This is a genomic window from Sutterella megalosphaeroides, from assembly GCF_003609995.1.
Classification (GTDB): Bacteria; Pseudomonadota; Gammaproteobacteria; order Burkholderiales; family Burkholderiaceae_F; genus Sutterella; species Sutterella megalosphaeroides.
In genome coordinates, this window is sequence record NZ_AP018786.1 from 141,569 (window position 1) to 165,103 (window position 23,535).

At 64.0% G+C, this 23,535-nt stretch carries 19 protein-coding genes and 1 riboswitch; of the genes, 15 read left to right on the plus strand and 4 right to left on the minus strand.

Annotated features, from left to right (window positions below; translation table 11 throughout):
* Positions 1-173 precede the first annotated feature (173 nt).
* The 3 genes from metK (at position 174) to ahcY (ending at position 4,426) form a co-directional block, all read left to right on the plus strand.
* Positions 174-1,352, plus strand: a complete 1,179-nt coding sequence (gene metK, locus S6FBBBH3_RS00675) for a methionine adenosyltransferase (protein ID WP_120175898.1) — start codon at positions 174-176, stop codon at positions 1,350-1,352.
* Positions 1,353-1,539: 187 nt separating this feature from the next.
* Positions 1,540-2,838 (plus strand): tryptophan--tRNA ligase, encoded by a 1,299-nt coding sequence (locus S6FBBBH3_RS00680; protein WP_120175899.1) that lies wholly within the window; start codon positions 1,540-1,542, stop codon positions 2,836-2,838.
* An 86-nt stretch (positions 2,839-2,924) separates the two neighbouring features.
* A riboswitch (S-adenosyl-L-homocysteine riboswitch) is annotated at positions 2,925-3,007 on the plus strand.
* An 18-nt stretch (positions 3,008-3,025) separates the two neighbouring features.
* Positions 3,026-4,426: an adenosylhomocysteinase gene (ahcY, locus tag S6FBBBH3_RS00685; RefSeq protein ID WP_120175900.1), complete on the plus strand. Its 1,401-nt coding sequence runs from the start codon at positions 3,026-3,028 to the stop codon at positions 4,424-4,426.
* 97 nt (positions 4,427-4,523) lie between these two features.
* Here ahcY and S6FBBBH3_RS00690 read toward each other — a convergent pair whose 3' ends face one another.
* Complete coding sequence (locus tag S6FBBBH3_RS00690; protein WP_269460464.1) at positions 4,524-5,138, minus strand: 5-formyltetrahydrofolate cyclo-ligase; 615 nt, start codon at positions 5,136-5,138, stop codon at positions 4,524-4,526.
* A 65-nt stretch (positions 5,139-5,203) separates the two neighbouring features.
* Between S6FBBBH3_RS00690 and S6FBBBH3_RS00695 the strand changes: the two genes are divergently transcribed.
* Positions 5,204-7,696: a lytic transglycosylase domain-containing protein gene (locus tag S6FBBBH3_RS00695; protein WP_120175902.1), complete on the plus strand. Its 2,493-nt coding sequence runs from the start codon at positions 5,204-5,206 to the stop codon at positions 7,694-7,696.
* A 47-nt stretch (positions 7,697-7,743) separates the two neighbouring features.
* Positions 7,744-8,886, plus strand: a complete 1,143-nt coding sequence (locus S6FBBBH3_RS00700) for a CCA-adding protein (protein ID WP_120175903.1) — start codon at positions 7,744-7,746, stop codon at positions 8,884-8,886.
* A gap of 13 nt (positions 8,887-8,899) precedes the next feature.
* On the opposite strand, the gene S6FBBBH3_RS00705 is transcribed toward S6FBBBH3_RS00700, so the two are convergent.
* Positions 8,900-9,091: a DUF2905 domain-containing protein gene (locus S6FBBBH3_RS00705; protein WP_120175904.1), complete on the minus strand. Its 192-nt coding sequence runs from the start codon at positions 9,089-9,091 to the stop codon at positions 8,900-8,902.
* A gap of 63 nt (positions 9,092-9,154) precedes the next feature.
* Between S6FBBBH3_RS00705 and S6FBBBH3_RS00710 the strand changes: the two genes are divergently transcribed.
* The 3 genes from S6FBBBH3_RS00710 to S6FBBBH3_RS00720 all read left to right on the plus strand — a co-directional run bounded on the left by S6FBBBH3_RS00710 (position 9,155) and on the right by S6FBBBH3_RS00720 (position 11,028).
* Entirely contained in the window at positions 9,155-9,550 is a 396-nt protein-coding gene (locus S6FBBBH3_RS00710; protein ID WP_232008799.1) for a dihydroneopterin aldolase, read from the plus strand.
* Positions 9,551-9,643: 93 nt separating this feature from the next.
* The gene (gene ttcA / locus S6FBBBH3_RS00715; RefSeq protein WP_232008871.1) at positions 9,644-10,468 is read left to right on the plus strand and encodes a tRNA 2-thiocytidine(32) synthetase TtcA; all 825 of its coding nucleotides are present in this window, start codon (positions 9,644-9,646) and stop codon (positions 10,466-10,468) included.
* 98 nt (positions 10,469-10,566) lie between these two features.
* Positions 10,567-11,028, plus strand: coding sequence for a CBS domain-containing protein (locus S6FBBBH3_RS00720; RefSeq protein ID WP_120175907.1), 462 nt, complete (start codon positions 10,567-10,569; stop codon positions 11,026-11,028).
* A gap of 238 nt (positions 11,029-11,266) precedes the next feature.
* Here the strand turns inward: S6FBBBH3_RS00720 and ppk2 are convergent, their stop codons facing one another.
* Positions 11,267-12,457, minus strand: a complete 1,191-nt coding sequence (gene ppk2, locus S6FBBBH3_RS00725) for a polyphosphate kinase 2 (RefSeq protein ID WP_120175908.1) — start codon at positions 12,455-12,457, stop codon at positions 11,267-11,269.
* A 56-nt stretch (positions 12,458-12,513) separates the two neighbouring features.
* Entirely contained in the window at positions 12,514-13,383 is an 870-nt protein-coding gene (rsmI, locus tag S6FBBBH3_RS00730) for a 16S rRNA (cytidine(1402)-2'-O)-methyltransferase (RefSeq protein ID WP_331813070.1), read from the minus strand.
* Between the two features lie 100 nt (positions 13,384-13,483).
* Between rsmI and S6FBBBH3_RS00735 the strand changes: the two genes are divergently transcribed.
* The 7 genes from S6FBBBH3_RS00735 to S6FBBBH3_RS00765 all read left to right on the plus strand — a co-directional run bounded on the left by S6FBBBH3_RS00735 (position 13,484) and on the right by S6FBBBH3_RS00765 (position 23,436).
* Entirely contained in the window at positions 13,484-15,280 is a 1,797-nt protein-coding gene (locus S6FBBBH3_RS00735) for a penicillin-binding protein activator (protein WP_170143791.1), read from the plus strand.
* Between the two features lie 15 nt (positions 15,281-15,295).
* The gene (locus S6FBBBH3_RS00740) at positions 15,296-17,128 is read left to right on the plus strand and encodes an ATP-binding cassette domain-containing protein (protein WP_120175910.1); all 1,833 of its coding nucleotides are present in this window, start codon (positions 15,296-15,298) and stop codon (positions 17,126-17,128) included.
* A gap of 110 nt (positions 17,129-17,238) precedes the next feature.
* Positions 17,239-19,059, plus strand: a complete 1,821-nt coding sequence (locus S6FBBBH3_RS00745) for an AMP-dependent synthetase/ligase (RefSeq protein WP_120175911.1) — start codon at positions 17,239-17,241, stop codon at positions 19,057-19,059.
* 99 nt (positions 19,060-19,158) lie between these two features.
* Positions 19,159-20,472 (plus strand): coproporphyrinogen III oxidase family protein, encoded by a 1,314-nt coding sequence (locus S6FBBBH3_RS00750; protein ID WP_120175912.1) that lies wholly within the window; start codon positions 19,159-19,161, stop codon positions 20,470-20,472.
* 560 nt (positions 20,473-21,032) lie between these two features.
* On the plus strand, positions 21,033-22,388 hold the full coding sequence (locus S6FBBBH3_RS00755) for a [Fe-Fe] hydrogenase large subunit C-terminal domain-containing protein (protein WP_120175913.1): 1,356 nt from the start codon (positions 21,033-21,035) through the stop codon (positions 22,386-22,388).
* 27 nt (positions 22,389-22,415) lie between these two features.
* Complete coding sequence (locus S6FBBBH3_RS00760) at positions 22,416-22,769, plus strand: iron hydrogenase small subunit (protein WP_120175914.1); 354 nt, start codon at positions 22,416-22,418, stop codon at positions 22,767-22,769.
* A complete protein-coding gene (locus S6FBBBH3_RS00765; RefSeq protein ID WP_120175915.1) occupies positions 22,762-23,436 on the plus strand; it encodes a cytochrome b/b6 domain-containing protein in 675 nt (224 codons plus the stop codon). Before S6FBBBH3_RS00760 ends, S6FBBBH3_RS00765 begins: the two co-directional genes overlap by 8 nt.
* The last annotated feature ends 99 nt before the right edge of the window (positions 23,437-23,535 follow it).

Consider the following 23,535-nt stretch of genomic DNA (forward strand, 5'->3'; position numbering starts at 1 on the left):
GCGTTTCCGAGTGGCACGACGAAGCGTGAAGCGGTAATATCCGTCAATCGCCGAGTTAACAAGACAACTTGCGGGGCGAACACAAATTCCGCTAAAGCGTCTGATCGCACGTGACCGTTTGCCATGGCGTTAGGCGCTGCCTTCCATAACTTCCTTTTTGGAGAGCGTGGCATATGGCCAGCGAATATCTTTTCACTTCCGAATCCGTCAGCGAAGGGCATCCCGACAAGGTTGCCGACCAGATCTCCGACGCCGTCCTCGACGCCTGCCTCGCGCAGGACCCCATGAGCCGCGTTGCGGCCGAAACCCTCTGCACGACGGGCCTTGTCGTCATGGCCGGTGAAATCACCACGAACGCCGTCGTCGACTACATCGATCTCGCCCGCAACGTTCTGAAGCGCATCGGTTACGACAACACCGAATACGGCATCGACCACAAGGGTTGCTCCGTGCTCGTCGGCTACGACAAGCAGTCGAACGACATCGCGCAGGGGGTCGACCACGCCATGGACGACGAGCTCAACCTCGGCGCCGGCGACCAGGGTCTCATGTTCGGCTACGCCTGCGACGAAACGCCGACGCTCATGCCCGCGCCGATCTACTACGCGCACCGCCTCATGGAACGCCAGAGCATCGTGCGCCGCAACGGCACGCTCTCCTATCTGCGTCCCGATGCCAAGAGCCAGGTGACGCTGCGCTACCGCGACGGCCGTCCCGTCGGTTGCGACACGATCGTCATCTCCTCGCAGCACGCCCCCGAAATGTCGGACGGCAAGGTGATGAAGCCCGAATTCATCGAAGGCATCGTCGAAGAGATCATCAAGCCCGTGATCCCCGCCGAATGGCTCGAAGGCACGCGCTTCCTCATCAACCCGACCGGTCGCTTCGTCGTGGGCGGTCCGCAGGGCGACTGCGGTCTGACGGGTCGCAAGATCATCGTCGACACCTACGGCGGCTACTGCCCCCACGGCGGCGGCGCCTTCTCCGGCAAGGACGCGACGAAGGTCGACCGTTCCGCCGCCTACGCCTGCCGCTACGTGGCCAAGAACATCGTGGCCGCGGGTCTTGCCCGTCAGTGCCAGGTTCAGGTCGCCTACGCCATCGGCGTGGCCGAACCGATGAACATCACCGTCTTCACGAACGGCACGGGTGTCATTCCCGACGCCCAGATCGCCGAGCTCGTTCGCGCCCACTTCGACCTTCGCCCGCGCGGCATCATCAAGATGCTCGACCTGCGTCGTCCCATCTTCTCGAAGACGGCCGCTTACGGTCACTTCGGCCGTGAAGAACCCGAATTCACCTGGGAAAAGACCGACAAGGCCGAAATTCTGCGTGCCGCCGCCGGTCTCTGAGCCGACTTGAATCACCGGTAATTCCATCGGGCCGCCCTCGACCGACGTTGAGGCGCGGCCTTTTTCATAGGCGCGCTCCGCGCGCCCCCGGGGTTTCCTCTCCGACCGAAGAGAGCTCGGGGTATATCATTTCAATCTCACGTCCGAACGACACGCGGCCCTTCGGCCCCACCCAAAAAGGTTTTACATGAAAAAGCGCGTTCTCACCGGCATCAATACGACCGGTACTCTCCACATCGGCAACTACGTCGGCGCCATCCGTCCGGCCATCCGCGACAGCCGCAACCCCGACACGGAGAGCTTCTTCTTCATGGCCGACCTCCACGCGCTCATCAAGTGCCAGGATCCGGCCCGCATCGCACGCAGCCGTCTGCAGATTGCGGCCACGTGGCTTGCCGCCGGGCTCGATCCCGAGCGCGTCGTCTTCTACCGCCAGAGCGACATTCCGGAAATCCCCACGCTCAATTGGCTCCTCACCTGCTCGACGGGCAAGGGCCAAATGAACCGCGCGCACGCCTACAAGGCGGCCGTCGACCAGGCGGTGGCCGCGGGGCGCGATCCCGATGCGGACGTCTCGATGGGGCTTTTCTGCTACCCCATTCTGATGGCGGCCGACATTCTCATGTTCAACGCCGACGAAGTTCCCGTCGGGCACGACCAGCTCCAGCATCTGGAAATGGCGCGCGACGTCGCCACCCGATTCAATTTCCTCTACGCCACTCCCGAAAAGCCCTTCTTCTCGATGCCCGTGGCTACGGGCGGCTCGGAGATCGAAGTTCTTCCGGGGCTTGACGGGCGCAAGATGAGCAAGTCCTACAACAACGTGATTCCGCTCTTCGAAGGCGGCCGCAAAGCGCTCGACGAAGCGATCTCGCGCATCGTGACGGACAGCCGTCTGCCCGGCGAACCGAAGGACCCCGACAGCACGTCGCTCACGGTGATTTACGACGCGTTCGCGACGAAGGAAGAGTCCGAAGCGTTCCACGCCGAACTGCGTGCGGGTCTCGGCTGGGGCGAAGCCAAGAAGCGCCTCGCCGACAAGATCGACGCCGAAATCGGCCCGATGCGCGCCCGCTACGAAGAGCTCATGGCCCGCCCCGAAGAGATCGAAAAGATCCTTCAGGAAGGCGCCCGCAAGGCCCGCGCGATCGCGACGCCGTTCCTTGCCGAACTCATGCAGGCCGTGGGGCTCAAGAGCTTCACGCAGGCCGACGCGCCCGCCGCTCAAGCAAAGAGCGCGAAGGCCGTCAAGGCGCTCTTCAAGCAGTACCGCGAAAAGGACGGCAACTTCTACTTCAAGCTCTCGATGAACGGGCGCGACCTCTTCGTCTCGGACGCCTTCGCTTCGGGGCGCGACGCGGGCACGTGGGTCGGTCGCCTCAAGCGCGAGGCCGAACTTCCGGCCGACGCTCCGATTCACCTGCTCGACGGCGTGAGCGCCGACGAAGTGACGGCGGCGCTTGCGAGCCTGCGCACGGAGGAATAACCGAAAATCAAGGATTTGGGCCGTTATAATGACGGCCTTTCCGGCGGACGTCGATTTACCGATCGGCGTCCGCTTCGTATTCCCGCCGCCCCGAGAAGCGCTGCGACGAAAGCACGATGTTTCGCCAGGCTCGGACGGTCGGGTTCGACAGTAACGGCGCTTAACGTTTTTTTGTTTGGAGAGCGCGATGACCGCCCAACACGATTACGTCATTACCGACCTTGGTCTTGCCCCCTGGGGCCGCAAGGAAATCCAGATCGCTGAAGTCGAAATGCCCGGCCTCATGGCGATCCGCAAGGAATTTGCCGAAGCCCAGCCCCTCAAGGGCGCCCGTATTTCCGGGTCCCTCCACATGACGATCCAGACCGCCGTCCTCATCGAAACCCTCACGGCCCTCGGCGCCGAGGTTCGTTGGGCGAGCTGCAACATCTTCTCGACGCAGGATCACGCGGCGGCGGCCATCGTCGAAGACGGCGTTCCGGTCTTTGCGAAGAAGGGCGAATCGATTGAGGAATACTGGGAATTCACGCACCGCATCTTCGAGTGGCCCGACAACGGCTTCTCGAACATGATCCTCGACGACGGCGGCGACGCCACGCTTCTGCTGCACCTCGGCGCCCGCGCCGAAACCGACCGCTCCCTCATCGCCTCCCCGAGCAACGAAGAGGAAACCGCGCTCTTTGCCGCCATCGAACGTCACCTCGCCGTCGACCCGAACTGGTACTCCAAGCGTCTCGCTCACATCAAGGGGATCACGGAAGAAACCACGACCGGCGTGCACCGTCTCTATCAGATGCACGCCAAGGGCGAACTCAAGGTTCCGGCCATCAACGTCAACGACTCCGTCACGAAGTCGAAGTTCGACAACCTCTACGGCTGCCGCGAATCGCTCGTCGACGGCATCAAGCGCGCCACCGACGTCATGATCGCGGGCAAGGTGGCCGTCGTCGTCGGTTACGGCGACGTGGGCAAGGGGTGCGCTCAGGCCCTGCGCGGCCTCGCCGCTCAGGTCTGGGTGGTCGAAATCGACCCGATCTGCGCTCTGCAGGCCGCCATGGAAGGCTACCGCGTCGTCACGATGGACTACGCGAAGGACAAGGCCGACATCTTCGTGACGGCGACGGGCAACCTGCACGTCATCACGCACGACCACATGGTCGCCATGAAGAACGAAGCGATCGTTTGCAACATCGGCCACTTCGACAGCGAAATCGACGTCGCCTCGATGCGTCAGTACCGTTGGGAAAACATCAAGCCCCAGGTCGACCACATCGAACTGCCCTCGGGCAACCGCATCATCCTTCTCGCCGAAGGCCGCCTCGTCAACCTCGGCTGCGCCACGGGCCATCCCTCCTACGTGATGAGCTCGTCGTTCGCCAACCAGACGCTTGCCCAGATCGAACTCTTCTGCCGTACGGACGCCTACCCGGTCGGCGTCTACGTTCTGCCGAAGAAGCTCGACGAAAAGGTCGCGCGTCTGCAGCTCACGAACTTCAACGCCCAACTCTCCGAGCTGACGGACGAACAGGCCGCCTACATCGGCGTGCCGAAGGAAGGCCCCTACAAGAGCGACAACTACCGCTATTGATCGGGACGCGTCCTCCGCTCGTCGGCGAAGGACGCACGGCCCGAGGGAAAGCGCTTCGAAAGAAACGCTTTCCCCTTCGCACCGAGCCGCGGCGACCTTACCGCGGCTTTTTTGCGTCCTTCGGGGCGCAAAGCTCTGCCAGGCGCCCGGAAACGTCGACAACGCCCTTTTCGGTCAAAAGCGCGTCGAGGCGCTCGTCGTGCGCTTCGAAGAGCGCCGCCTCCGCGCGCAGAGCCGAATACGCAACGCCGATCGTCACGGGGCGCGGCTCGCACGCGGCCAGGTACCGATCGAAACACCCCTTCCCGTACCCCAATCGGTGGCCGAGCGTCGAGTACGCCACGCACGGCACGAAAAGCACGTCTGGAACGACTTCCGAGCCGCCCTCAAGCTTCGGCGCGGGTACGCCGAGCGCGTCCTTTTCCAGGTCCCCCGTCCCCCGCCGCAGATAGACCATGCGGCCCTCAGCAAAGGAGTAAGGGAGCGCGAGGATCATGAAATGATCCCGAACGAAGAGGCTCTCCGGAATGTCGAGCTCTCCGCGAAAAGGTACGTAACCTCCCGCACACAGGCCGCGCGGCAAACGGGTCAGAAGCGACTCGAGCGCCGTCCGAAAATTCCGCTGAAGACCGGGGTCGCGCGCGAGTCGCGAGCGCTCTTGCAACATTCGTGTTCGTACGTCTCTTTTCGTTACGATTGTCCGCTCGTCCACGGCAAGGCTCCGTTATAGTTGTTGCTACCTTCCTCGATTGTCCCACGGCACGGCGTCTTTACGACATGCACCACTTTCCCCTCCCGAGTCGGCTGACCCGACTTTTGCTTATCGCCGGGCTTTGCTCGACGACCGGCACGGTCGGCGCGGCAACGCCCGAAGGATGGGTGGAATTGAAGACGCTCGTCGGTACCGCGTCGACCGACGCCGCACCCGAAAAGGCCGAGGCGACGAACGCGCCCGCAGCTCCGCCGGCGACCGATGCGACCGACACGTCCGCCCCCGGCGACGCCGCCGCCGTCTCCGATGCCGACAGCGCATCGACGGTCGAACCCTCCGAGCCGAACGATCCGCCGCCCCACGGCCTCATTGCCGTGCCGATGCCCGAACGTCTTCAGAGCCTGCAATCGGTCGATACCGAGGACGAAGTCATTCTGCTCGAGTCCGCCGCACAGGTCGATCCCAAGGACGTGATCAACGCGGTCGACGAAGCCTTCGCGCACATGCGCCGCCCGGCCGAAACGGAAACCTCAGGCGCCGCAGCCGGCCAGGCGGCGGAAGCAGCCGGCCGCGTAACCGCCGAACTCATCAACGAGCCGCCTCCTGTCGACCCGCTGGAGGTCGCCCTCTTTGCGACGCCTCCCGAACCGGCCGACGGCATCTTCATGGCCGCCCGCGCCGCCTTTCAAACGGGGGATCTCGCGGCCCTGCGCGAAAACGCCGATCTTCTCGTCGGTCACCCGCTCGAGAGCTACCTTGAACTCTGGACGATCGAACTCGAACTCAAAGCCGCGCCCGACGCCGCGACGCCCAACCTGCGCTTTCAGGATTTCATCGAGCGCCACCAGGGCGAATACGTGGGCGAGCGCGCCGCCGCCGACTATCTGCGCCTCTCGGGACCGCGCATCAACCGCACGCTCTTCGAGAGCGTCTTTTCCCGACTGGTCTGGAACAGGGACGACCCGGACGTCGCCGCCTGGCGAACCTACTATCGCCTCCTTGAAACGCCCGCCGACCGGCAGGCGCTCCAGAGCGCCAAGGCGCTTTATCGGGACGGTCAGGCCACGCGTGCCGCCAATCAGACGCTCGGCGACCTGATCGTTCGCCGGGACCGCTCCTGGGCCTGGGACCGCGTCGTGCTCCTCTTGCAAAAGGGCGAATGGGACGAGGTCAAACGCGTTTTGAGTTACGTGCCGCGCCCCGAACTTCCCGCGCCGATCGACACGCTTTCCGCCATCCTCGATCAGCCCGTCGCCTGGTACAACCGCCACGCGGACGAAATCGGGCGGCTTCCCGCCCGACTCGGCGTTTTCGCAACGCTGCGCCTCGCGCGGGCGCAGCCCGCTTTGGCCGCGCAATGCGCGACCTCCGTCGAACGACGACTCGGCGCCTTCTGGCGCTCGCTCCTCTGGTCCGTCATCGGCTACCAGGGCACGACCGCCCTCAACCCCGAAGCTGTCGACTGGTACGCCAAGGCGGGAAACGCGCTCGCGCAACGGCCTCTTCTCGTCGTCAACTACCGTTCCGTTCTCGGTTGGAACGCCCGAGCGGCGCTCCGTGCGGGCAATTGGTTTTCGCTCGCGCGCTTGATCGAGCGCATGCCCAAAAGCATGCAGGAGGAAGAAGTCTGGACCTACTGGCGAGCGCGCGCGTTGCGGGCCCGCGGCCAGGAAACGCAGGCCCGGCAGCTCTTCGAGCGCATCGACGGGAACGTCAGTTTTTACGGCAAGCTCGCCTGCGACGCGCTCGGCAAGCCCTATGCCTTCGACAGGGCGAAACCGAAGGTCGTCGATGCGAATCCGGAGCGCTGGGAGAGCGAAACGGGGCTCCTGCGCGCCCGCACCTTCTATCGGCTCGACCTCTATCGGGAGGGCCACCGCGAGTGGAACTGGGCCATGCGGGGCTTGAAGGGCGCCGACTATGTCGCGCTCGCCGAATACGCCAAGAAGAAACTCCTCATCCACCGCATGATCAATACGAGCGAGCGCTCGGGCAAAGACGTCGTCTCGATCGAGCAGCGCTACCCGATGCCGCACGCCCTCCTCATCGAGCGCGTCTCCGAAGCGCAGCAAATTCCCTCGGCCTGGGTCTACGGGCTCATCCGTCAGGAATCGCGCTTCATTCCGAGCGTCAGCTCCTCGGTCGGCGCGCGCGGTCTCATGCAGGTGATGCCGCTCACGGCGCAGTGGATCGCCCGCAAGCTCGGCATCACGCATTACGATCAGGGGAACCTCACGGAGCTCGAGATGAATCTCGTCCTCGGGAGCGCCTACCTACGCATGCTCCGCGCCGAGTTCGACTCGAGTTACGTGCTCGCCACCGCCGCCTACAACGCGGGCCCCGCCCGCGCCCGCGTGTGGCGTCGTACGCTGCGCGAACCCATGGAAGCGGCGGTCTTCATCGAGACGATCCCCTTTTACGAAACGCGCGACTACGTGAAGAACGTTCTCTCGAACATGCAAACCTACTCGATGCGTACGGCCGCCCCGATCGAGAACTTCACGCGGTTCCTCGGACGCGTTCACCCGGGAACCACGCCGGGGTCGGACCTTCCCTGATTTCTTTTTTCCGTTTGCCGCCCCCTTTGCGGTGCGGCCCCATCGTCATGCACGTCTATCTTGTCGGCGGCTGTGTCCGCGATCGGCTTCTGGCCCGTCTCACGGGCCGCCCCCAACCTTCGAGCGACCGCGACTGGGTGGTGGTCGGCGCCACGCCGGAAGACATGCTGGCCCGCGGTTACCTGCCGGTCGGCAACGACTTCCCGGTGTTTCTTCACCCCAAAACCCACGAGGAATACGCGCTTGCACGCACGGAGCGCAAGACCGCTCCGGGCTACCACGGGTTCGTGTTCCATGCGGCCCCGGACGTCACGCTGGAAGAGGATCTGCGTCGGCGCGACCTGACAATCAACGCCATGGCGCTCGACGACGACGGCCAACTGATCGATCCGTACGGCGGGCTCGACGACCTGAAGGCCCGGCGACTGCGGCACGTGAGTCCCGCCTTCGAAGAGGACCCCGTTCGCATCCTGCGCGCGGCCCGCTTTGCGGCGCGCTTTCCCGACTTTCGCGTGGCCGACGAAACGCTCGCCCTCATGCGTCGCATGGTGGACGCGGGCGAAGTCGACGCGCTCGTGCCCGAACGGATTTTTTCGGAAATCTCCCGCGGTTTGACGGCCGAAGCCCCTTTGCGCATGCTCGACGAACTCGAAGCCTGCGGTCTGTGGGCGCGCCTTTACGCCGACATCGCGCTCACGCCCTCCGTGCGGGCGCTCGTGGAGCGACTCGCCTGCGACGGGGCGTCGTTGGATCTGCGGCTTCTCGCCCTCACCTCGGGCGCCGAAACGGGGGACGCGGCACTCCGCTTTCTGAAGTCCGTCCGGGCGCCCGCCTCCGCGCTCGGTCTCGCTCAAACCTTCTGGTCGCTGCGCGACGCGCTTTTCGGCATGAAGACGCCCGAAGACGCGGCTCGGGTCTTTGAGAAAATCGACGTCGTTCGTCGACGGGAGCGCGCCGAAGCGCTGCTTCTCTTCTGCTCGCGCCTTGCGGAAATCGAAGGCCTCCCCGTACGGTGGACGCAGGACGAGCTCTCGCAGCTTCTCGACGCGTGGACGTCGATCGACGCGGGGGCCGTCGCCAAAGCGCAAACCGACCCCCGAGCCATTCCCGAGGCCGTTCGAGCGGCTCGCCGCGAGGCGCTCCTTGCGTGCGCGGGGCGGCTCGAGAACGCGCGGGCGCCGCGCCCGTAACCCTTATCCCGCCTCAGATGAGGCGGGCGATGACGAGCGCCACGGCCGCGAGCAGAATCGTGCTCATGAAGGGCAGTTCGATGCGTCGCCCGAACACCGTGAAGTTCAGGTCGCCCGGCAGACGGCCGAGCCCGAACTTGGAGAGAAAGGGCATGCAGGAAAGCAGCACGAGCAGGAGAACGAAGAGAACAAGAAACCAACGCATAGTTCGTCCATTGTACCGATCGTCCCCGCGGCTAGAATGTGCGTTTTTGCCGGACGCTTCACCGTGTTTGCCTTAACAACTCCCGACGACCTCCGCTTCACGACCCGACGCATCAGCGTTCGGGGCCTTACGCTCCGATGCGCCATCGGCGCCTACGAGCACGAGCGAAACCGCCTCCAGAAGGTGCGACTCGACTGCGACGTCTGGGTGCCCTTGCGTCCGACGGAGGACCGTCTCGAAAACGTCCTCAACTACGATTGGATCGTCGACGCGATGCGCACGACCGCCCTTTCCGGGCACATCGACCTGCAGGAAACGCTGGTCGACCGCATGGCCGACGCGCTCTGCGCCCACCCCGACATCCTTCTCGTTCGGGTGGCCTCCGCCAAGCTCGAAGCCTACGCCGACATCGAGTCGGTCGGGCTCGAAGTCTGGCGCAGACCCGATCCCCGTTCCTGAACACTTCCGACCGACAACCGTATGTCTGAAACACCCATCCATTTCTCGCCCGATTCGGATCCCGTCTTTCGCACCGACACGCCGGTCAAACAGATGACGCTCTCCGCGCGCAACCAGCTTTCGTTTTCGCAACGAAAACTCGAAAAGCGCGTCATTCGACTCACCGCGCAGGCCATTACCGACTTCAACATGATCGAAGACGGCGACCGCGTCATGGTGGCGATGAGCGGCGGCAAAGACAGCTACGTGCTCCTCGACACGCTGCGCGTTTTGCAGCAGCGCGCCCCGATTCGCTTCGAAATCGAAGCCGTCAACGTCGATCAGCACATCCCTGCCTTCCCCCGCGAAGCGCTCGCCGCGTGGCTCGAGTCGACGGGCGTTCCGTATCACATCGAAGACCAGGACACCTATTCGATCATTCAGCGCCTGATTCCCGAGGGGAAGAACGTCTGCTCGCTCTGCGCCCGTCTGCGTCGCGGCATTCTCTACCGCGTCGCGCAGGAGCGCGGCTGCAACAAGATCGCGCTCGGGCACCACATGGACGACATCGTCGGGACGCTCCTTCTCAACCTCTTTTACGGCGGACGCATGAAGGCCATGCCGCCCGTGCTTCGCAGCGACGACGGCAAGAACATCGTGATCCGACCGCTCGCGTACGTGCGCGAATACGAAACGGAAAAGCTCGCCAAGGCGCGCGCCTATCCGCTTGCGGGCAAGGGCATTTGCGGCGCGGGCGAAAACCTGAAGCGTCAGGAAGTGAAGGAACTCATCCGCTCATGGGACCGCGAATTCCCCGGTCGCGTCTACAACGTCTTCATGAGCATGCAGCGCGTCTCGCCCTCGCACCTCATGGACCGACGCCTCTACGACTTCGACGCCCTCGCCCCCGTGGGCGCCGACGACGCGTCCGACGAATGACCGGCCCCTGCGGCTCGTCCTCCCCGTCGATTTGGATACAATCGAACTACCGTCTTCACAGAGCCGCTCGGCGGCTCGTTTAACCAGAGTTGTCGCCCATGCGCACCCGTTCCCTGAAAGTCATCGACATGGCCGTCCATGAGGTGGCCACCATCAAAGCCGACAAAAACATCGTCGACTGCGCCGCTCAGATGCGTCTCGAACACGTCGGCAGCCTCGTGGTCGTCGACGAAGCCCAGAAGCCGATCGGCATGATCACCGACCGCGACATCGCCATCGAAGTCGTCGCCCGTCGCCTCGACCCCGAAAAGCTGGCGGTCAAGGACATCATGACGGCTCCCGTTGTCACCGCCGCTCCCAACGAAGGCATGGTGACCGCCCTCGCCCGCATGCGCGAGTTCGGCGTGCGCCGCCTGCCGATCGTCGACGAAACCGGCAAGCTCGTCGGCGTGATCTCCAATTCGAATCTGATCGAAGAACTCTCCGAACTGCTCGGCAGCCTCGTGCGAAACATCCATTCGTCGAAGACCCGAGAAGTCGCGCTGCGTTCGGATCCCTGAGGTTCGCGCCCTTAATGTTTCACGTGAAACGCCCTCCGATCGGAGGGCGTTTTGCTTTGGGGCGGTCTCGGCGGAGCGCCCCAAACACCCCCGAGGAACCGAGTCGACGTTTCACGTGAAACATCGACCGCCCGGAAACGACAAACCCCCGCGAATATCGGCCGTTGCGGGGGTTTGACGGTCTTGGGGCAACGGCGTCTCCGCCGCCCCGTCGAACCGTGAAAAAAAGTTGCATGTTTCACGTGGAACATTCAACACGCCGTCGGGCGGGTTTTTCGTCCGAACCGGGGTGCTCTCCGTGCGGCTCGGCCGCTTCGAACATGGTGCTCGCGCGTCCGACGATCCGGGGATCGACCTCGCCCACCGCCTCAAGATCGCGGTTGGCGTACGGAATCGCACGAAGCACGTAACGCATGGCGTTGAGGCGGGCGCGCTTTTTGTCGTCGGACTTCACCACCGTCCAGGGCGCCTCCGGCGTGTCGGTCGCGAGGAACATCGCCTCTTTGGCCCGCGTGTAGTCGTCCCACTTGTCGAGCGACGCGAGGTCGACGGGCGAAAGTTTCCAGCGCTTCAACGGGTGAACCTGACGCTCCTGAAAGCGTCGGCGCTGCTCCTCGCGGCTTACCGAGAACCAGAATTTGATGAGGTAGATGCCGGAGCGAACGAGATTGCGTTCGAACTCGGGAACCTGCCGCATGAATTCCCGGTACTCCTCGTCGGTGCAAAAGCCCATCACGCGCTCGACGCCCGCACGGTTGTACCAGGAGCGGTCGAAGAAGACGATCTCGCCTCGGGTCGGCAAGTGTTGAACGTAGCGCTGAAAGTACCACTGCCCGCGTTCGGTTTCGGTCGGCGTGGAAAGCGCCGCAACCCGCGCCGAACGGGGGTTGAGGTGCTCCATGAACCGTTTGATCGTGCCGCCCTTGCCCGCCGCGTCGCGGCCTTCGAAGATCACCACCACCTTTTGACCGGTTTCCCGCACCCACGCCTGAAGCTTCAGAAGCTCGACCTGCAGGCGGTACTTCTCGGCCTCGTAGGTCTTGCGCTTCATCCGGTTCACGTACGGGTACGCCCCCGAACGCCAGTCGGGATTCAATTGATCTTCGTCCGACTCTTTCTTCGTCTTGCTTTTGACGGCCCGATGAAGGAGCGAGCGCAAAATGGCCTCTCTATCCACCTCCGCCTGACCGGAGAGAATCTCGTCGATCAGGTCCTCTTTGCGCGCGTACCCGCGCAGGGTCATTTCACGCTTGACGTAATTGACGACGTCGCGGGTCGTGCGAAAGCGCGGGGGCCGCTCGATGCGCTCGTCCTCGTAGGGCGGGAGGACGCGGGGCGCCGCTCGGGAAGCGTCCGCCGGTCGCGGGGCGGGCGTCGTCGGCTTTTCGGCGACCCGAGGACCGCCCGATGAAGATTCGTTCTTGGCCATCCGACTCTCCTTAACGTATTGGGGACGAGCGCCGGCCGCGGTGGCGTCCGGGCGTCTTACTCATCATCCTCCGATTTGGTGAGAAGCGCGTAGATTTTCTGGCGCGGCAGGCCCGTCGCTTTGGCCGCGGCTGCGGCCAAGCGCGAAGCGGGAAGTTCCTCGCCGAGCGCTCGAATCCACTTCATGTCGGCTTCGCTCAATTCTTCGTTGCGAACGGCGGGCGCGTCGACCAGAACGACGTACTCGCCGCGGGGCTCGTGCGCGTCGGCCCAGGCGCTCAGTTCGTCGCCCCGAAGCTTGACGAAGGTTTCGAATTTCTTCGTGATCTCGCGAGCCACGACGATGCCGCGCTCGGGCTCCACCGTTTCGGCAAGCGTCTGAAGAAGATCCGTGATGCGGTGCGGCGCCTCGTAAAGCACGAAGGGCTCGGAACGGCCCGCAAGGATTTCGAGCGCCTTGCGACGCGCTTTGGCCTGCGGCGGCACGAATCCCGCAAACGTGAAGCCCTGCCCGAGGAGCCCTGCCGCCGAGAGCGCCGTCACGACGGCGCTCGCGCCCGGCACGGGAACGACGCGGTAACCCGCTTCGCGCACCGCGTCCACGGCGCGGGCGCCCGGGTCGGACACGGCGGGCGTACCCGCATCGGTCACCAGAGCGACGCGCTTCCCCTGCTCGAGCAAAGCTATGATTTGATCGGCGCCGTGCCGTTCGTTGTGCTCGCGCACCGACAGGAGCCGCACGTCCAGACCGAAGCGATCAAGCAACTTGCGCGTTTCTCTTGTATCCTCAGCTGCAACCGCATCCGCGTGGGAAAGTACCCAAAGGGCCCGAAGCGTGATGTCCCCGACATTGCCGATCGGCAGACCCACGATATAGAAAGCACCGGCCGGAAGCTCCTGCTCCGGGAGGCCGGCCTGTTTGATCAAAGCGTTTTCAGACCACATAGCACTCGAGGTTTTGGTTGTGTCTCGTCCATCCGTATCCGCCCACCATGCGTGGGGGTGTGTTCTTCTAACTTTACCCGTTTTGGCAACGGGAGCTGAAACCGCCCCCCTTGACGTTCGGACGCCGCCGGCCGTCGTTGAAATTTCGTCGGACGCCCCCGTCGGCACTCCCGCCGCCGCGACCCCAGAATTCAACGCGCCGCAACCGAGCGTCGGGCCGAACGACGCGCCGTTCGTCGACGCTTCGACGACGAGCCTTCCGGCCGTCGAAGTGGACAGCCGCCGCACGCTCACCATCGCCTACCTCCTGCCGCCCGACGATTCGGCGTTCCTCTCCGCGTCTCAGACCGTCGCCAACGGTCTCGTGGCGGCAAGCAAGACGAGCGCCCGTCCGGCCACGATCCTCACCGTAGCGGCCGGCTCTGGCGGTTCGGTCGACGAGCAGATCGACGCCGCCGTCATGTCGGGGGCGGACGTGGTCGTCGGCCCCCTGCAGCGCGACCTCGTCGATGCGCTCGCAACGCGCACGTCGCTCCCGATTCCCGTGGTGGCCCTCAACGCCGTGCCCGAAAAGAGCACGACGGCGCCTCAGAACCTCATCATGATGTCGATGTCGACGGAAAACGAGGCGGACTACGTCGCACGGCTGGCCGTGCGGGCGCTGCCCGAGAGCACCGAGCGCGGGAGCGCCCCGAAGATCGCTCTCCTCACGACGAACGGCGCCTGGGAGACGCGCATTCGCGCGGCTTACGAGCGGGTCCTGCGCGAACAACTCGTCGACTACGAAGTGTTCGTCGTTTCGACCGAGGAGTTGCCCGAACTGCAAAAGCAGCTTGAGCCCGCGCTCTCCCCCGAGGACGAAGCGGAATTCCGGCAACGCATCGCCGCGTTGCGCGCCGAAAAGCCGGCGGACGCCGCGGCCTCGCGCCGACAGAAGAGTCGCATTCGCGCCGTCGAGTCGGAGCGCCGCGCCAAGGTCGCCACGGCCGAACCGCCGTTTGCGTCCGCGCTCCTCGCCATGGACGCTCAAACCGCGGGGCTTGTTCGCAACCGTCTTCCCCAACGCATGCGCATTTGGGCGACGTCAGTCACCAACCCCGGCGACCCGCGCACGAGCTCTTCGGCCACCGCGCTCGCGTACGACCTCGACAATCTCGCCTTCACGGAGTGCCCCCTTCTCGTGCGCTACGACGCCCAAGGGTTCGAAGCGCGCTTTGCCACAGCCATGCCGTACTCGCTCTCGGCCAAGCGACTCTTCGCGCTCGGGGTCGACGCCTATGAGATGGCCCGCCAGTGGGCGAGCCACCGTCACAACATCCAGTATTACGGCGAAACGGGTGCGCTCACGCTCAATCGCGACGTCTCCGCCGTCGTGGCCCGCGTACCGCGCACCGTCGTGGTGAAGTCGGGCATGCTCGTCGAAGTGCCCGCCAAGGAACTCGCCGTGCCGGGCGACATGCCGAAGATCGCTCTGCCCGAGCCGCCCGTTCCTCCGACGCCCCTCCCCGAAGCGGGCACCACCGTCGAGACGCCGAGTCGCCCGTCCGTGACCTCGATTCTCATCCGCCCCGAAGACGTTCCCGCAGACCTGCCGCCGAGCCCGCCCGTCGCACGACCGATCGCGCCCGCGCCCGTTTCGGGTTCGTCGACCGCGCCCGTCTTCGATCGGGCCGAGACGCTCCCGATGCCGAGCGACCCCGTCGAAGTGCTCGCCCCCGAAACGACCGGGGTCGAAGTCCCGCCGGCGTCGCCCGCAGCCGCCCCGGAGATCGGCCCTGAGATCGGTCCTGAGGTCGGCGCCGAGAGCAATTCCGAGGCCGGCACCGAAACCGGCACCGAGGCCGCGCCCGAAATCGACGCAACCCCCATTTCCTACTGACATTTTCGATACCACATGGCACTCATTACCTTGACGGACGGCCACCTCGCCTGGGGGGACCTGCCGCTTCTCGACGGCGCCTCCTTTTCCGTGGAGCCGGGCGAACGCATCGGGCTCATCGGCCGCAACGGCGCGGGCAAAAGCTCGCTCCTTGCGGTCCTTGCGGGCACCACGGCGCTTGACGACGGACTTCTGCAGCGTCAGGACGGGCTCACCGTCCACTACGTGGAGCAGGAGCCGCTGCTGCCCGCCGCGCCGACCTTCCGCGAAAGCCTGATGCTGCGCGGTCGCGTGCACGAACACGACGACGAGCGCGAAGGATGGCGCCTCGCCGCCAAGCTCGACGAGTACCTGACGCGCTTCGAACTCGACCCCGAGGGCGATCCCGCAAAGGCTTCGGGCGGGCAGCGCAAACGCGCGGCGTTGGCGCTCGCCTTCGCGCTCGAACCCGATCTGCTGCTTCTTGACGAACCGACGAACCACCTCGACCTCGAAGCGATCGCGCTTCTCGAAGGATTGGTCAATACCGGCTGGCGCACCTCGAAGTCGATGGTCGTCATCACCCACGACCGTCAGTTCCTCGACAACGTTTCCACCCGCATCATCGAACTCGACCGCGGCATTCTGCGCTCCTACCCGGGGAACTTCGCCGCCTACGAAAGCCGGAAGGAAGAAGAGCTCGCCGCCGAGACGCTCGAGCGTCAGCGCTTCGACAAGTTCTGGGCCCAGGAAGAAGTTTGGATCCGCAAAGGGATCGAAGCGCGCCGCACCCGCAACGAAGGGCGCGTCCGCCGTCTGGAGCAACTGCGCCGCGAACGCGCCGCGCGACGCGAACGTACGGGCAGCGTCGTCCTCTCGATCGACGCGGGCGAAAAGAGCGGCAAAATCGTGGCCGAAGTCGAAGGGCTCACGAAGTCGTTCGGCGACCGCGTTCTCGTGAAGGACCTCAACTTCCGCCTGATGCGCGGCGACCGCCTCGGTCTGATCGGCCACAACGGCGTCGGCAAGAGTACGCTCATCAAGCTCATCCTCGGGAAACTCCAACCCGATGCGGGCTCCGTCAAACTCGGCACCTCGCTCAAGATCGCCTACTTCGATCAGATGCGCGAGCAGCTCGACCTCACGAAGACCGTGGCGGAAACGATTTCGCCGGGCTCCGAATGGATCGAAATCGGCGGCCAAAAGAAGCACGTCGTCGCGTACCTCGGCGACTTCCTCTTCCCGCCGCGACGCGCGAACGTGCCCGTGAGTTCGCTTTCGGGCGGGGAACGCAACCGTCTGCTCCTTGCGCGCCTCTTCGCTCTGCCCGCGAACCTGCTCGTTCTCGACGAGCCGACGAACGACCTCGACATCGACTCGCTCGAAGTGCTCGAGCAGACGTTGGCCAACTACCCGGGCACCATCATTCTCGTCAGCCACGACCGACGCTTCCTCGACAACGTCGTCACCGAAGTGCTCGCTCCCGAAGGCAACGGCCTCTGGCGCGAGTACGTGGGCGGCTACGAAGACTGGCTGCGCCAGCGCCCGAAGACGACCGACGAGGCGCGCGCCGACAAGGCGCCCAAAGCCGAGAAGGCCGCGCCCAAGCCGCGTCAGCGCACGCAGAAAGTCAAGCTCTCCTACAAAGAAACGCGGGAGCTCGAAAGCCTGCCCGGCCGCATCGAAGCGCTTGAAGCCGAACAGAGCGCGCTCGTCGAAAAGATGAGCGGCGCGGGCTACCACGGTCTTCCCGTCGAAGAACTTCGCGCCGACGCCGAGCGCATGAAAGCCATCGACGAGGAAATGGCCGCGGGTTTTGCCCGTTGGGAAGAGCTCGAAGCCAAGCAGCGCGAAGCGCAGGGCGAATAAACCCGACTTTCGTCGGGCTCTGAAGGCCTTCCTTTCGGAGTAGGATTCCTTATCGCTTATTTTCCGGAGGGCGTCCTCAAGGACGCCCTCCCCTTTCGGAGACACGGCTCATGGGTCGATCCAATGAACTTCAAGGGCTCGAAACGCTGCCCGAGCTGCTGAACCGCAGCATCGTCGTCTACCGCGACGCGGAGGCGCTGCGGTACTTCGACCGGGCGGAGAGCGCCTGGAAAAGCCTGACGTACGGAGAGACGGGCGCGCTCGTCGAGCAGTGGCGACGCGCGTTCGCCGCTCTCGGGCTCGAGCGCGCAAGCCGAGTTGCGATTCTCATGCCCAACGGGCCGGATCACGTGGCGGCCGACCAGTCGGCTCTGGCCAACGGCCTCGTGCCCGTTCCCCTGCACGCGATCGACACCCCGGGGGCGAGCGCCTACATCGCCGAAGACAGCCGGGCCTCGGTGCTCGTGACGAACAAGCGCCAGCGCTGGGAGCAGCTGCGCGACGCGGGTCAGCCCCTCGAACATCTGCGCTTCGTCGTGCTGACGGACGAAGAGAACGAAGACGTCGAAGAAAACGGCGTGCGCATCTACGGTCGTCGCGCCTGGCTCGCGCTCGGCGAAGCCGATCGGGAACTTCCCGCCGCGCCGCGCCCCGACGATCTCGCGGGCATCATCTACACCTCGGGCACGACCGGGCGCCCGAAGGGCGTCATGCTCACGCACGCCAACATCGTGGCCAACGTGAAAGCCACGCTCGAGTGCGTGTCGCCGAAAACGGGCGACGTGTTCCTTTCCTTTCTGCCGCTCTCGCACACGTTCGAGCGAACCGCGGGCTACTACCTCGCGCTCGCCACGGGCTGCGTGATCGCCTACAACCGCTCCGTGCTTCTGCTCGCCGAAGACCTGAAGACCGTCAAACCCGACGTCATCATTTCGGTGCCCCGCGTCTACGAACGCATCCACGCCCGCGTCGAAGACAAACTCCGCAAGGCCTCGGGCCTGCAGCGGCGGCTCTTCGAAGCCGCCGTGGCGACCGGCTGGCGCGACTTCTGCCGCAAAAACGGGCTTCCCCTCGAACCGGGTTCGGCGCTCGTCGACGCGCTCGTGCGCGCCTTCGTGTTGCCGCGCGTGCGGGAAACGCTCCTCGCGCAGTTCGGCGGTCGTCTGCGCATCGCCATCTCGGGCGGCGCGGCCCTCGGCCCCAAGATCGCCCGAACGTTCTGCGGCCTGGGCCTGCCCGTCATTCAGGGCTACGGCATGACGGAAACGAGCCCCATCATCGCCGGCAACTGCCTCACGGAAAATCAGCCCGACACCGTGGGCCGCCCCTTCTGCAACGTGGAGGTGCGTCTCGGCGAAGGCGACGAAATTCAGGTGCGCGGTCCCTCCGTCATGAAGGGCTACTGGAACCGCGAGGACGCCACGCGCGACGCCTTCACGCCGGACGGCTGGCTCAAAACGGGCGACGTCGGCAGCTTCACCGATCGGGGACTCCTGAAGATTCGCGGCCGCATCAAGGAAATCATCGTCACCTCGACGGGCGAGAAGATTCCGCCCGCCGACCTTGAAAACGCGATCGAATCCGATCCGCTTTTCGCTCAGGCGTACGTCGTGGGCGAGAACCGCCCGTACCTCGGGCTCATCGCGGTCCTCAACCCGACCGAGTGGAAGCCGCTCGCCGAGTCGCTCGGGCTCGATCCCGAGGATCCCGCGGCGCTCGCCGCCCCGGCCGCGAAGACCACGATTTTGAAGCGCGCGAAAGCGGCCGCCGCCGGTTTCCCGAACTACGCCCTGCCGCGTGCGACGGTGCTCACGCTCGAGCCCTGGACGATCGAAAACGGGCTGCTCACGCCCACGCTCAAACTCAAGCGCGGGCCGCTCTCCGAGCGGTTCCGCGACGAAATCGCCGCGCTCTACGCCACGCACGGTTGAGGTTCGATCGCGAGAAAACAAGGGGTGCCGTTAAGATCCGGCACCCCTTTCTCTTTGTACAATGCCCGGACCTTCTCTTTTCATGCACTTCTTCCGAACATGACTACTTCGAGCTATACGCCGCAACCCCGCGAATTGCTTCCGGAATGGATGATCGGCATTACGGACCGCGTGATGGACTACTACATCAAGCGTTACCTCCACTGCGATCCGGTGATCCTCAACACGCCGCCCGCTCCCCAGGAAGGTCACAAGTACCTCCTCTACGCACACATTCCCTTCTGCCACACGCTCTGCTCGTACTGCACGTTCCACCGCTTCCTCTTCAAGGAATGGAAGGCGCGCGAGTACTTCGTGAATCTGCGCAAGGAAATGGACTACGTGAAGGCGCTCGGCTACGACTTCCACTCGATGTACATCGGCGGGGGCACAACGACGATTCTCGAGGACGAGCTCATCAAGACGATCGAGCACGCCAAGACCCTCTTCCCCTCGATTCGCGAAGTGTCCTGCGAAACCGACCCGCAAATCATCACGACGCCGCAGTTCCGCAACCTGAAGGGGCTCGTCGACCGCATGTCGATCGGCGTGCAGAGCTTCAACGACGACCTCCTGAAGCTCTCGGAACGCTATGAGAAGTTCGGCTCCGGCGAGCAGATCTTCGAGCGCCTGCAGTACGCCCAGGAACTCTTCCCCACCTGCAACATCGACATGATGTTCGGCTTCCGCGGTCAGACGCTCGACATGCTCCACGACGACATGGACAAGATCGCGCGCCTCAACCCGCGCCAGGTGACGACCTATCCGCTCATGGTGACGTCGCAGACGAAAAAGAGCGTGAAGAACGTCATCGCCGCCGGCGGCAATCAGCTCGCCGACCAGTACCGCGTGATTCTTGACACGCTCGGCAGCCGCTACAACCACCTCACGAGCTGGACCTTCGGCCGTACGAACGACGAAGGGTTCGACGAATACGTCGTCGACTACGACGAGTACCTCGGCGTGGGTTCGGGAGCGTTCAGCTTCCTCGGCGACAGCCTCTACGTCAACACGTTCAGCCTGCGCCGCTATGCCGAACGCATCGCCGCGGGCCACACGGGCGTCGAGCGCCGCCGCCAGTTCGACAAGCACGCCATCATGCAGTACCGCCTGATGCTCGGCCTCTTCTCGCACCGCCTGTCGCGTCGCTACTTCCGCGAGGTGCACGGGGTCGACCTCGACCGTTACCTCCTGAAGGAAATGCTCGGCCTCAAGCTTTCGGGCGCCATCAAGGACGACCCGAACGATCCGGACAACATCATCGTGACGGATGCCGGGAAGTTCCTCGGTCTTGTCATGATGAAGGCCTTCTATTCGGGCATGGACAACGTGCGCGCCGAACTGCGCGCTCCCCTCAAGGAAGCAGACATGTAAGTCGCACGTCCCGACCGACCGAACGGTCGGATCGAGCGTCCGAAGAGCGCGGGGGTGACCCGTGCTCTTTCTTTTTTTGCACCCCCTCCTTCCGTACGACGCCGACGTACGTCGAAAAGAGGCGCATTTTCGTCTTCTTGTTGACGCTCGTACAAGTGCCGCTTTCTATTCCCGAGTAATTTGCTCGGCTATTTTTCCTTTTTCCTCAAACACTTCGGTCACAAAACCTGAACGGCCCGCCCGTCTTTGATCCAAATCAGAACACATCTAGAAACAGTTCTGAAATTCGCCGAAATAACCCTTTAGGGGTACGTCTCTAGGTCTAATCCCGGGACCAGAAGAAGGAGCCTTCCCCTTAAAATGCACGCGTGTTTCACCGAAGGTCTCGGCCCGGCTTTCCACCGGAGCGACTCGCCTTCGTCCAAAAAATTGAGTGCCATGAACCGATCGGAAGGATGACCCCGGAGCGCCCCGGCGCCCACTGTCCGCCGTAGGATCATGCGCCAAGTCGCCGAGCCGCAACGGGCTCCCCGACTTTCCTTACTCTGGAGAGTTTTTCCATGACGGATACGATCAAGGTCCATACGTTCCTCCCGGGCGACAACGCCCGCGGGGAAAATGGCCCCGCCTTCGACGGCAATCTTCGCAAGGGCGAACTGCGTGGGATCATCCACATCAACAAAGACAACTGCGTCGGGTGCGACACCTGCCGCAAGTTCTGCCCGGTCGACGCCATCAAGGGCGGTCTCGGCGCCAAGCACGAAATCGTCGAAGACGCGTGCCTCTACTGCGGTCAGTGCCTGATCGCCTGCCCGTTCAACGCGATCGAGCAGATGAGCTTCGTCGACGAAGTCGAACACGTCCTCGCCGACAAGGACCGCGTCGTCGTGGCCCATCCCTCGCCCGCCGTTCGCGTTTCGCTCTGCGAAGAATTCGGCGGCGAACCCGGCGCGCTCACGACCGAACAGATGGTCAACGCGCTTGAAAAGCTCGGCTTCGTGGTCTACGACTGCAACAGCTCGGCCGACCAGACCATCATCGAAGAAGGCACGGAATTCGTTAAGAAGATCCAGTACTGGATCCTCGGCGAACGCGGCCCGGAAGTCGACGAACAGGGCAAGCACCCGTTCCCGCACTTCACGTCCTGCTGCCCGGCCTGGGTGAAGAACGCCGAAACGTATCACGCCGACATGCTTCCGCACCTCTCCACGGCGAAGTCCCCGCTCCAGATGGGCGGCACGCTGGCCAAGACCTGGGCTGCGAAGTACGTTCTCAAGTGCGATCCCCGCAAGATCTATTTCGTCTCCGTCACGCCCTGCACGGCCAAGATCTTCGAAGCTTCGCGTCCTGAAATGAACACGGCCTGGCGTTACCTCATCGCCAACAAGGACATCCCGAAGGACACGCCCTCCTTCCAGGACATCGACGCCTCGCTCACGGCCCGCGACATCGCCGAACTCATGCGCCGCAAGGGTATCAATCCCCTGCTCGAACCGAAGACCCGCGAACGTCGTCCGCTCGAAGTGTATTCGGGCGCCGGCACGATCTTCGGCTGCTCGGGCGGCGTGATGGAAGCCGCTCTGCGTACGGCTTACTTCGCTCTTTCCGGCGAAGACCTCAAGGACGGCAACATCACGGTTGTCCGCGGCAACGACAACGCCATCGTCGAAGCGACCATCCCCGTGCCCATCAAGGCCCTCGGCGGCAAGACCTTCGAAGTCCGCGTTTGCGTCGTCAACGGTGCGAACCAGGGCCTCAAGGAAGTTCTCAACCGCGTCCGCGTCGACAAGAATCGTTACCACTTCATCGAAGTCATGAACTGCCCGGGCGGTTGCGTCAACGGCGGCGGTCAGCCTGTTCAGCCCTCCGGCACGGCCTGGCTCCATCCGACCACCCCCCTGCCGCTGCGCATCTAACTTACGAGACGCGAGGATATTTGAAAAATGCTGTCTGAAAAATACGATTACGCCGAGCGCCCCGCCGCCCTCATCCTGGGCCGTCGCGGCTTTCTGAAGGTCTGCGGCCTGTGCGTCGGCGCCGTGGCCGTCTGCGGCTACGCCATCGGCGACCTGATCGCCCGTCGCGGCGTCATCATCAAGGCCCGCCAGGCCGGTCTTTATCAGGACGACAAGCTCTGCCAGGCCATGGGCCTCACGAGCTCGCACCAGAACGAAGTCGTCATGTCGGTCTACAAGGACCTCGGCACGAAGCCCGTGGACCACACGATGCACGAACTTCTGCACACCCATTACTACCAGCGCTCCACGCTGGCTATGACGGAGGCCAACCATGGCTAATGCTAACGAACGCATCCTTCGCTTCCATGCCCCGGACAAGGTGTTCCACACGCTGAACGCCATCACGTGGTTCGCCCTGCTCTTCACGGGCGCGTACGTCTATTTCTGCAACCCGTCCGACGAAGCCGCCGAACTCACGATGCTCTGGCATCTCATCCTCGGCACCGTCTTCACGTTCAACCTCCTCGGGTTCATCGTGCTCGCTCCGGACCGCTTCGCGCTCATCCTGCGCGCGTGCCTGGAATGGGACCGCAACACCATCTACTGGTTCCGCAACTTCGGCAACTACCCCCGCCGCTTCTTCAAGATCCCGTTCGGTCCGGAAACGGTTCCCCCGCAGGGTCGCTACAACGGCGGTCAGAAGGCCTCGTACCTGCTCTTCATGGGCATGATCGCCGCTCTCGCCGTGACGGGCTGGCTCCTCTGGCTCGGCGCTCCGCTCCTCGGCAAGATGGTCTACATGTGGATGTTCTACTTCCACGTTTGGGGCTCGATCATCGTTTCCGTGCTCGTCGTTTGCGCGCACATCCCGCTCGCTCTGCTCTCGATGGAACACTTCAAGGGCATCTGGCGCCTCGGCCCGGGGACGATCTCGGTCGAAGCCGCCGAACACCACGCTCCCGTGTGGTTCGAACGCGACGTGATCCGTACGAACATCGAAAAGTAATTTCGGGTTTGTGCTATAAGCTCCTTCTCGGTCTAGGCGCCGCGAAGTAGTTCTAAAGGGGCCGGACAGCAGTCCGGCCCCTTTGTTTTCACAGAATTT

Bases quoted from the DNA above. Each gene is read 5' to 3' on its own strand.
- metK (WP_120175898.1), top strand. From the start codon at position 174: ATGGCCAGCGAATATCTTTTCACTTCCGAATCCGTCAGCGAAGGGCAT.
- S6FBBBH3_RS00680 (WP_120175899.1), top strand. From the start codon at position 1,540: ATGAAAAAGCGCGTTCTCACCGGCATCAATACGACCGGTACTCTCCAC.
- ahcY (WP_120175900.1), top strand. From the start codon at position 3,026: ATGACCGCCCAACACGATTACGTCATTACCGACCTTGGTCTTGCCCCC.
- S6FBBBH3_RS00695 (WP_120175902.1), top strand. From the start codon at position 5,204: ATGCACCACTTTCCCCTCCCGAGTCGGCTGACCCGACTTTTGCTTATC.
- S6FBBBH3_RS00700 (WP_120175903.1), top strand. From the start codon at position 7,744: ATGCACGTCTATCTTGTCGGCGGCTGTGTCCGCGATCGGCTTCTGGCC.
- S6FBBBH3_RS00705 (WP_120175904.1), bottom strand. From the start codon at position 9,091: ATGCGTTGGTTTCTTGTTCTCTTCGTTCTCCTGCTCGTGCTGCTTTCC.
- ttcA (WP_232008871.1), top strand. From the start codon at position 9,644: ATGACGCTCTCCGCGCGCAACCAGCTTTCGTTTTCGCAACGAAAACTC.
- S6FBBBH3_RS00720 (WP_120175907.1), top strand. From the start codon at position 10,567: ATGCGCACCCGTTCCCTGAAAGTCATCGACATGGCCGTCCATGAGGTG.
- ppk2 (WP_120175908.1), bottom strand. From the start codon at position 12,457: ATGGCCAAGAACGAATCTTCATCGGGCGGTCCTCGGGTCGCCGAAAAG.
- S6FBBBH3_RS00740 (WP_120175910.1), top strand. From the start codon at position 15,296: ATGGCACTCATTACCTTGACGGACGGCCACCTCGCCTGGGGGGACCTG.
- S6FBBBH3_RS00745 (WP_120175911.1), top strand. From the start codon at position 17,239: ATGGGTCGATCCAATGAACTTCAAGGGCTCGAAACGCTGCCCGAGCTG.
- S6FBBBH3_RS00750 (WP_120175912.1), top strand. From the start codon at position 19,159: ATGACTACTTCGAGCTATACGCCGCAACCCCGCGAATTGCTTCCGGAA.
- S6FBBBH3_RS00755 (WP_120175913.1), top strand. From the start codon at position 21,033: ATGACGGATACGATCAAGGTCCATACGTTCCTCCCGGGCGACAACGCC.
- S6FBBBH3_RS00760 (WP_120175914.1), top strand. From the start codon at position 22,416: ATGCTGTCTGAAAAATACGATTACGCCGAGCGCCCCGCCGCCCTCATC.
- S6FBBBH3_RS00765 (WP_120175915.1), top strand. From the start codon at position 22,762: ATGGCTAATGCTAACGAACGCATCCTTCGCTTCCATGCCCCGGACAAG.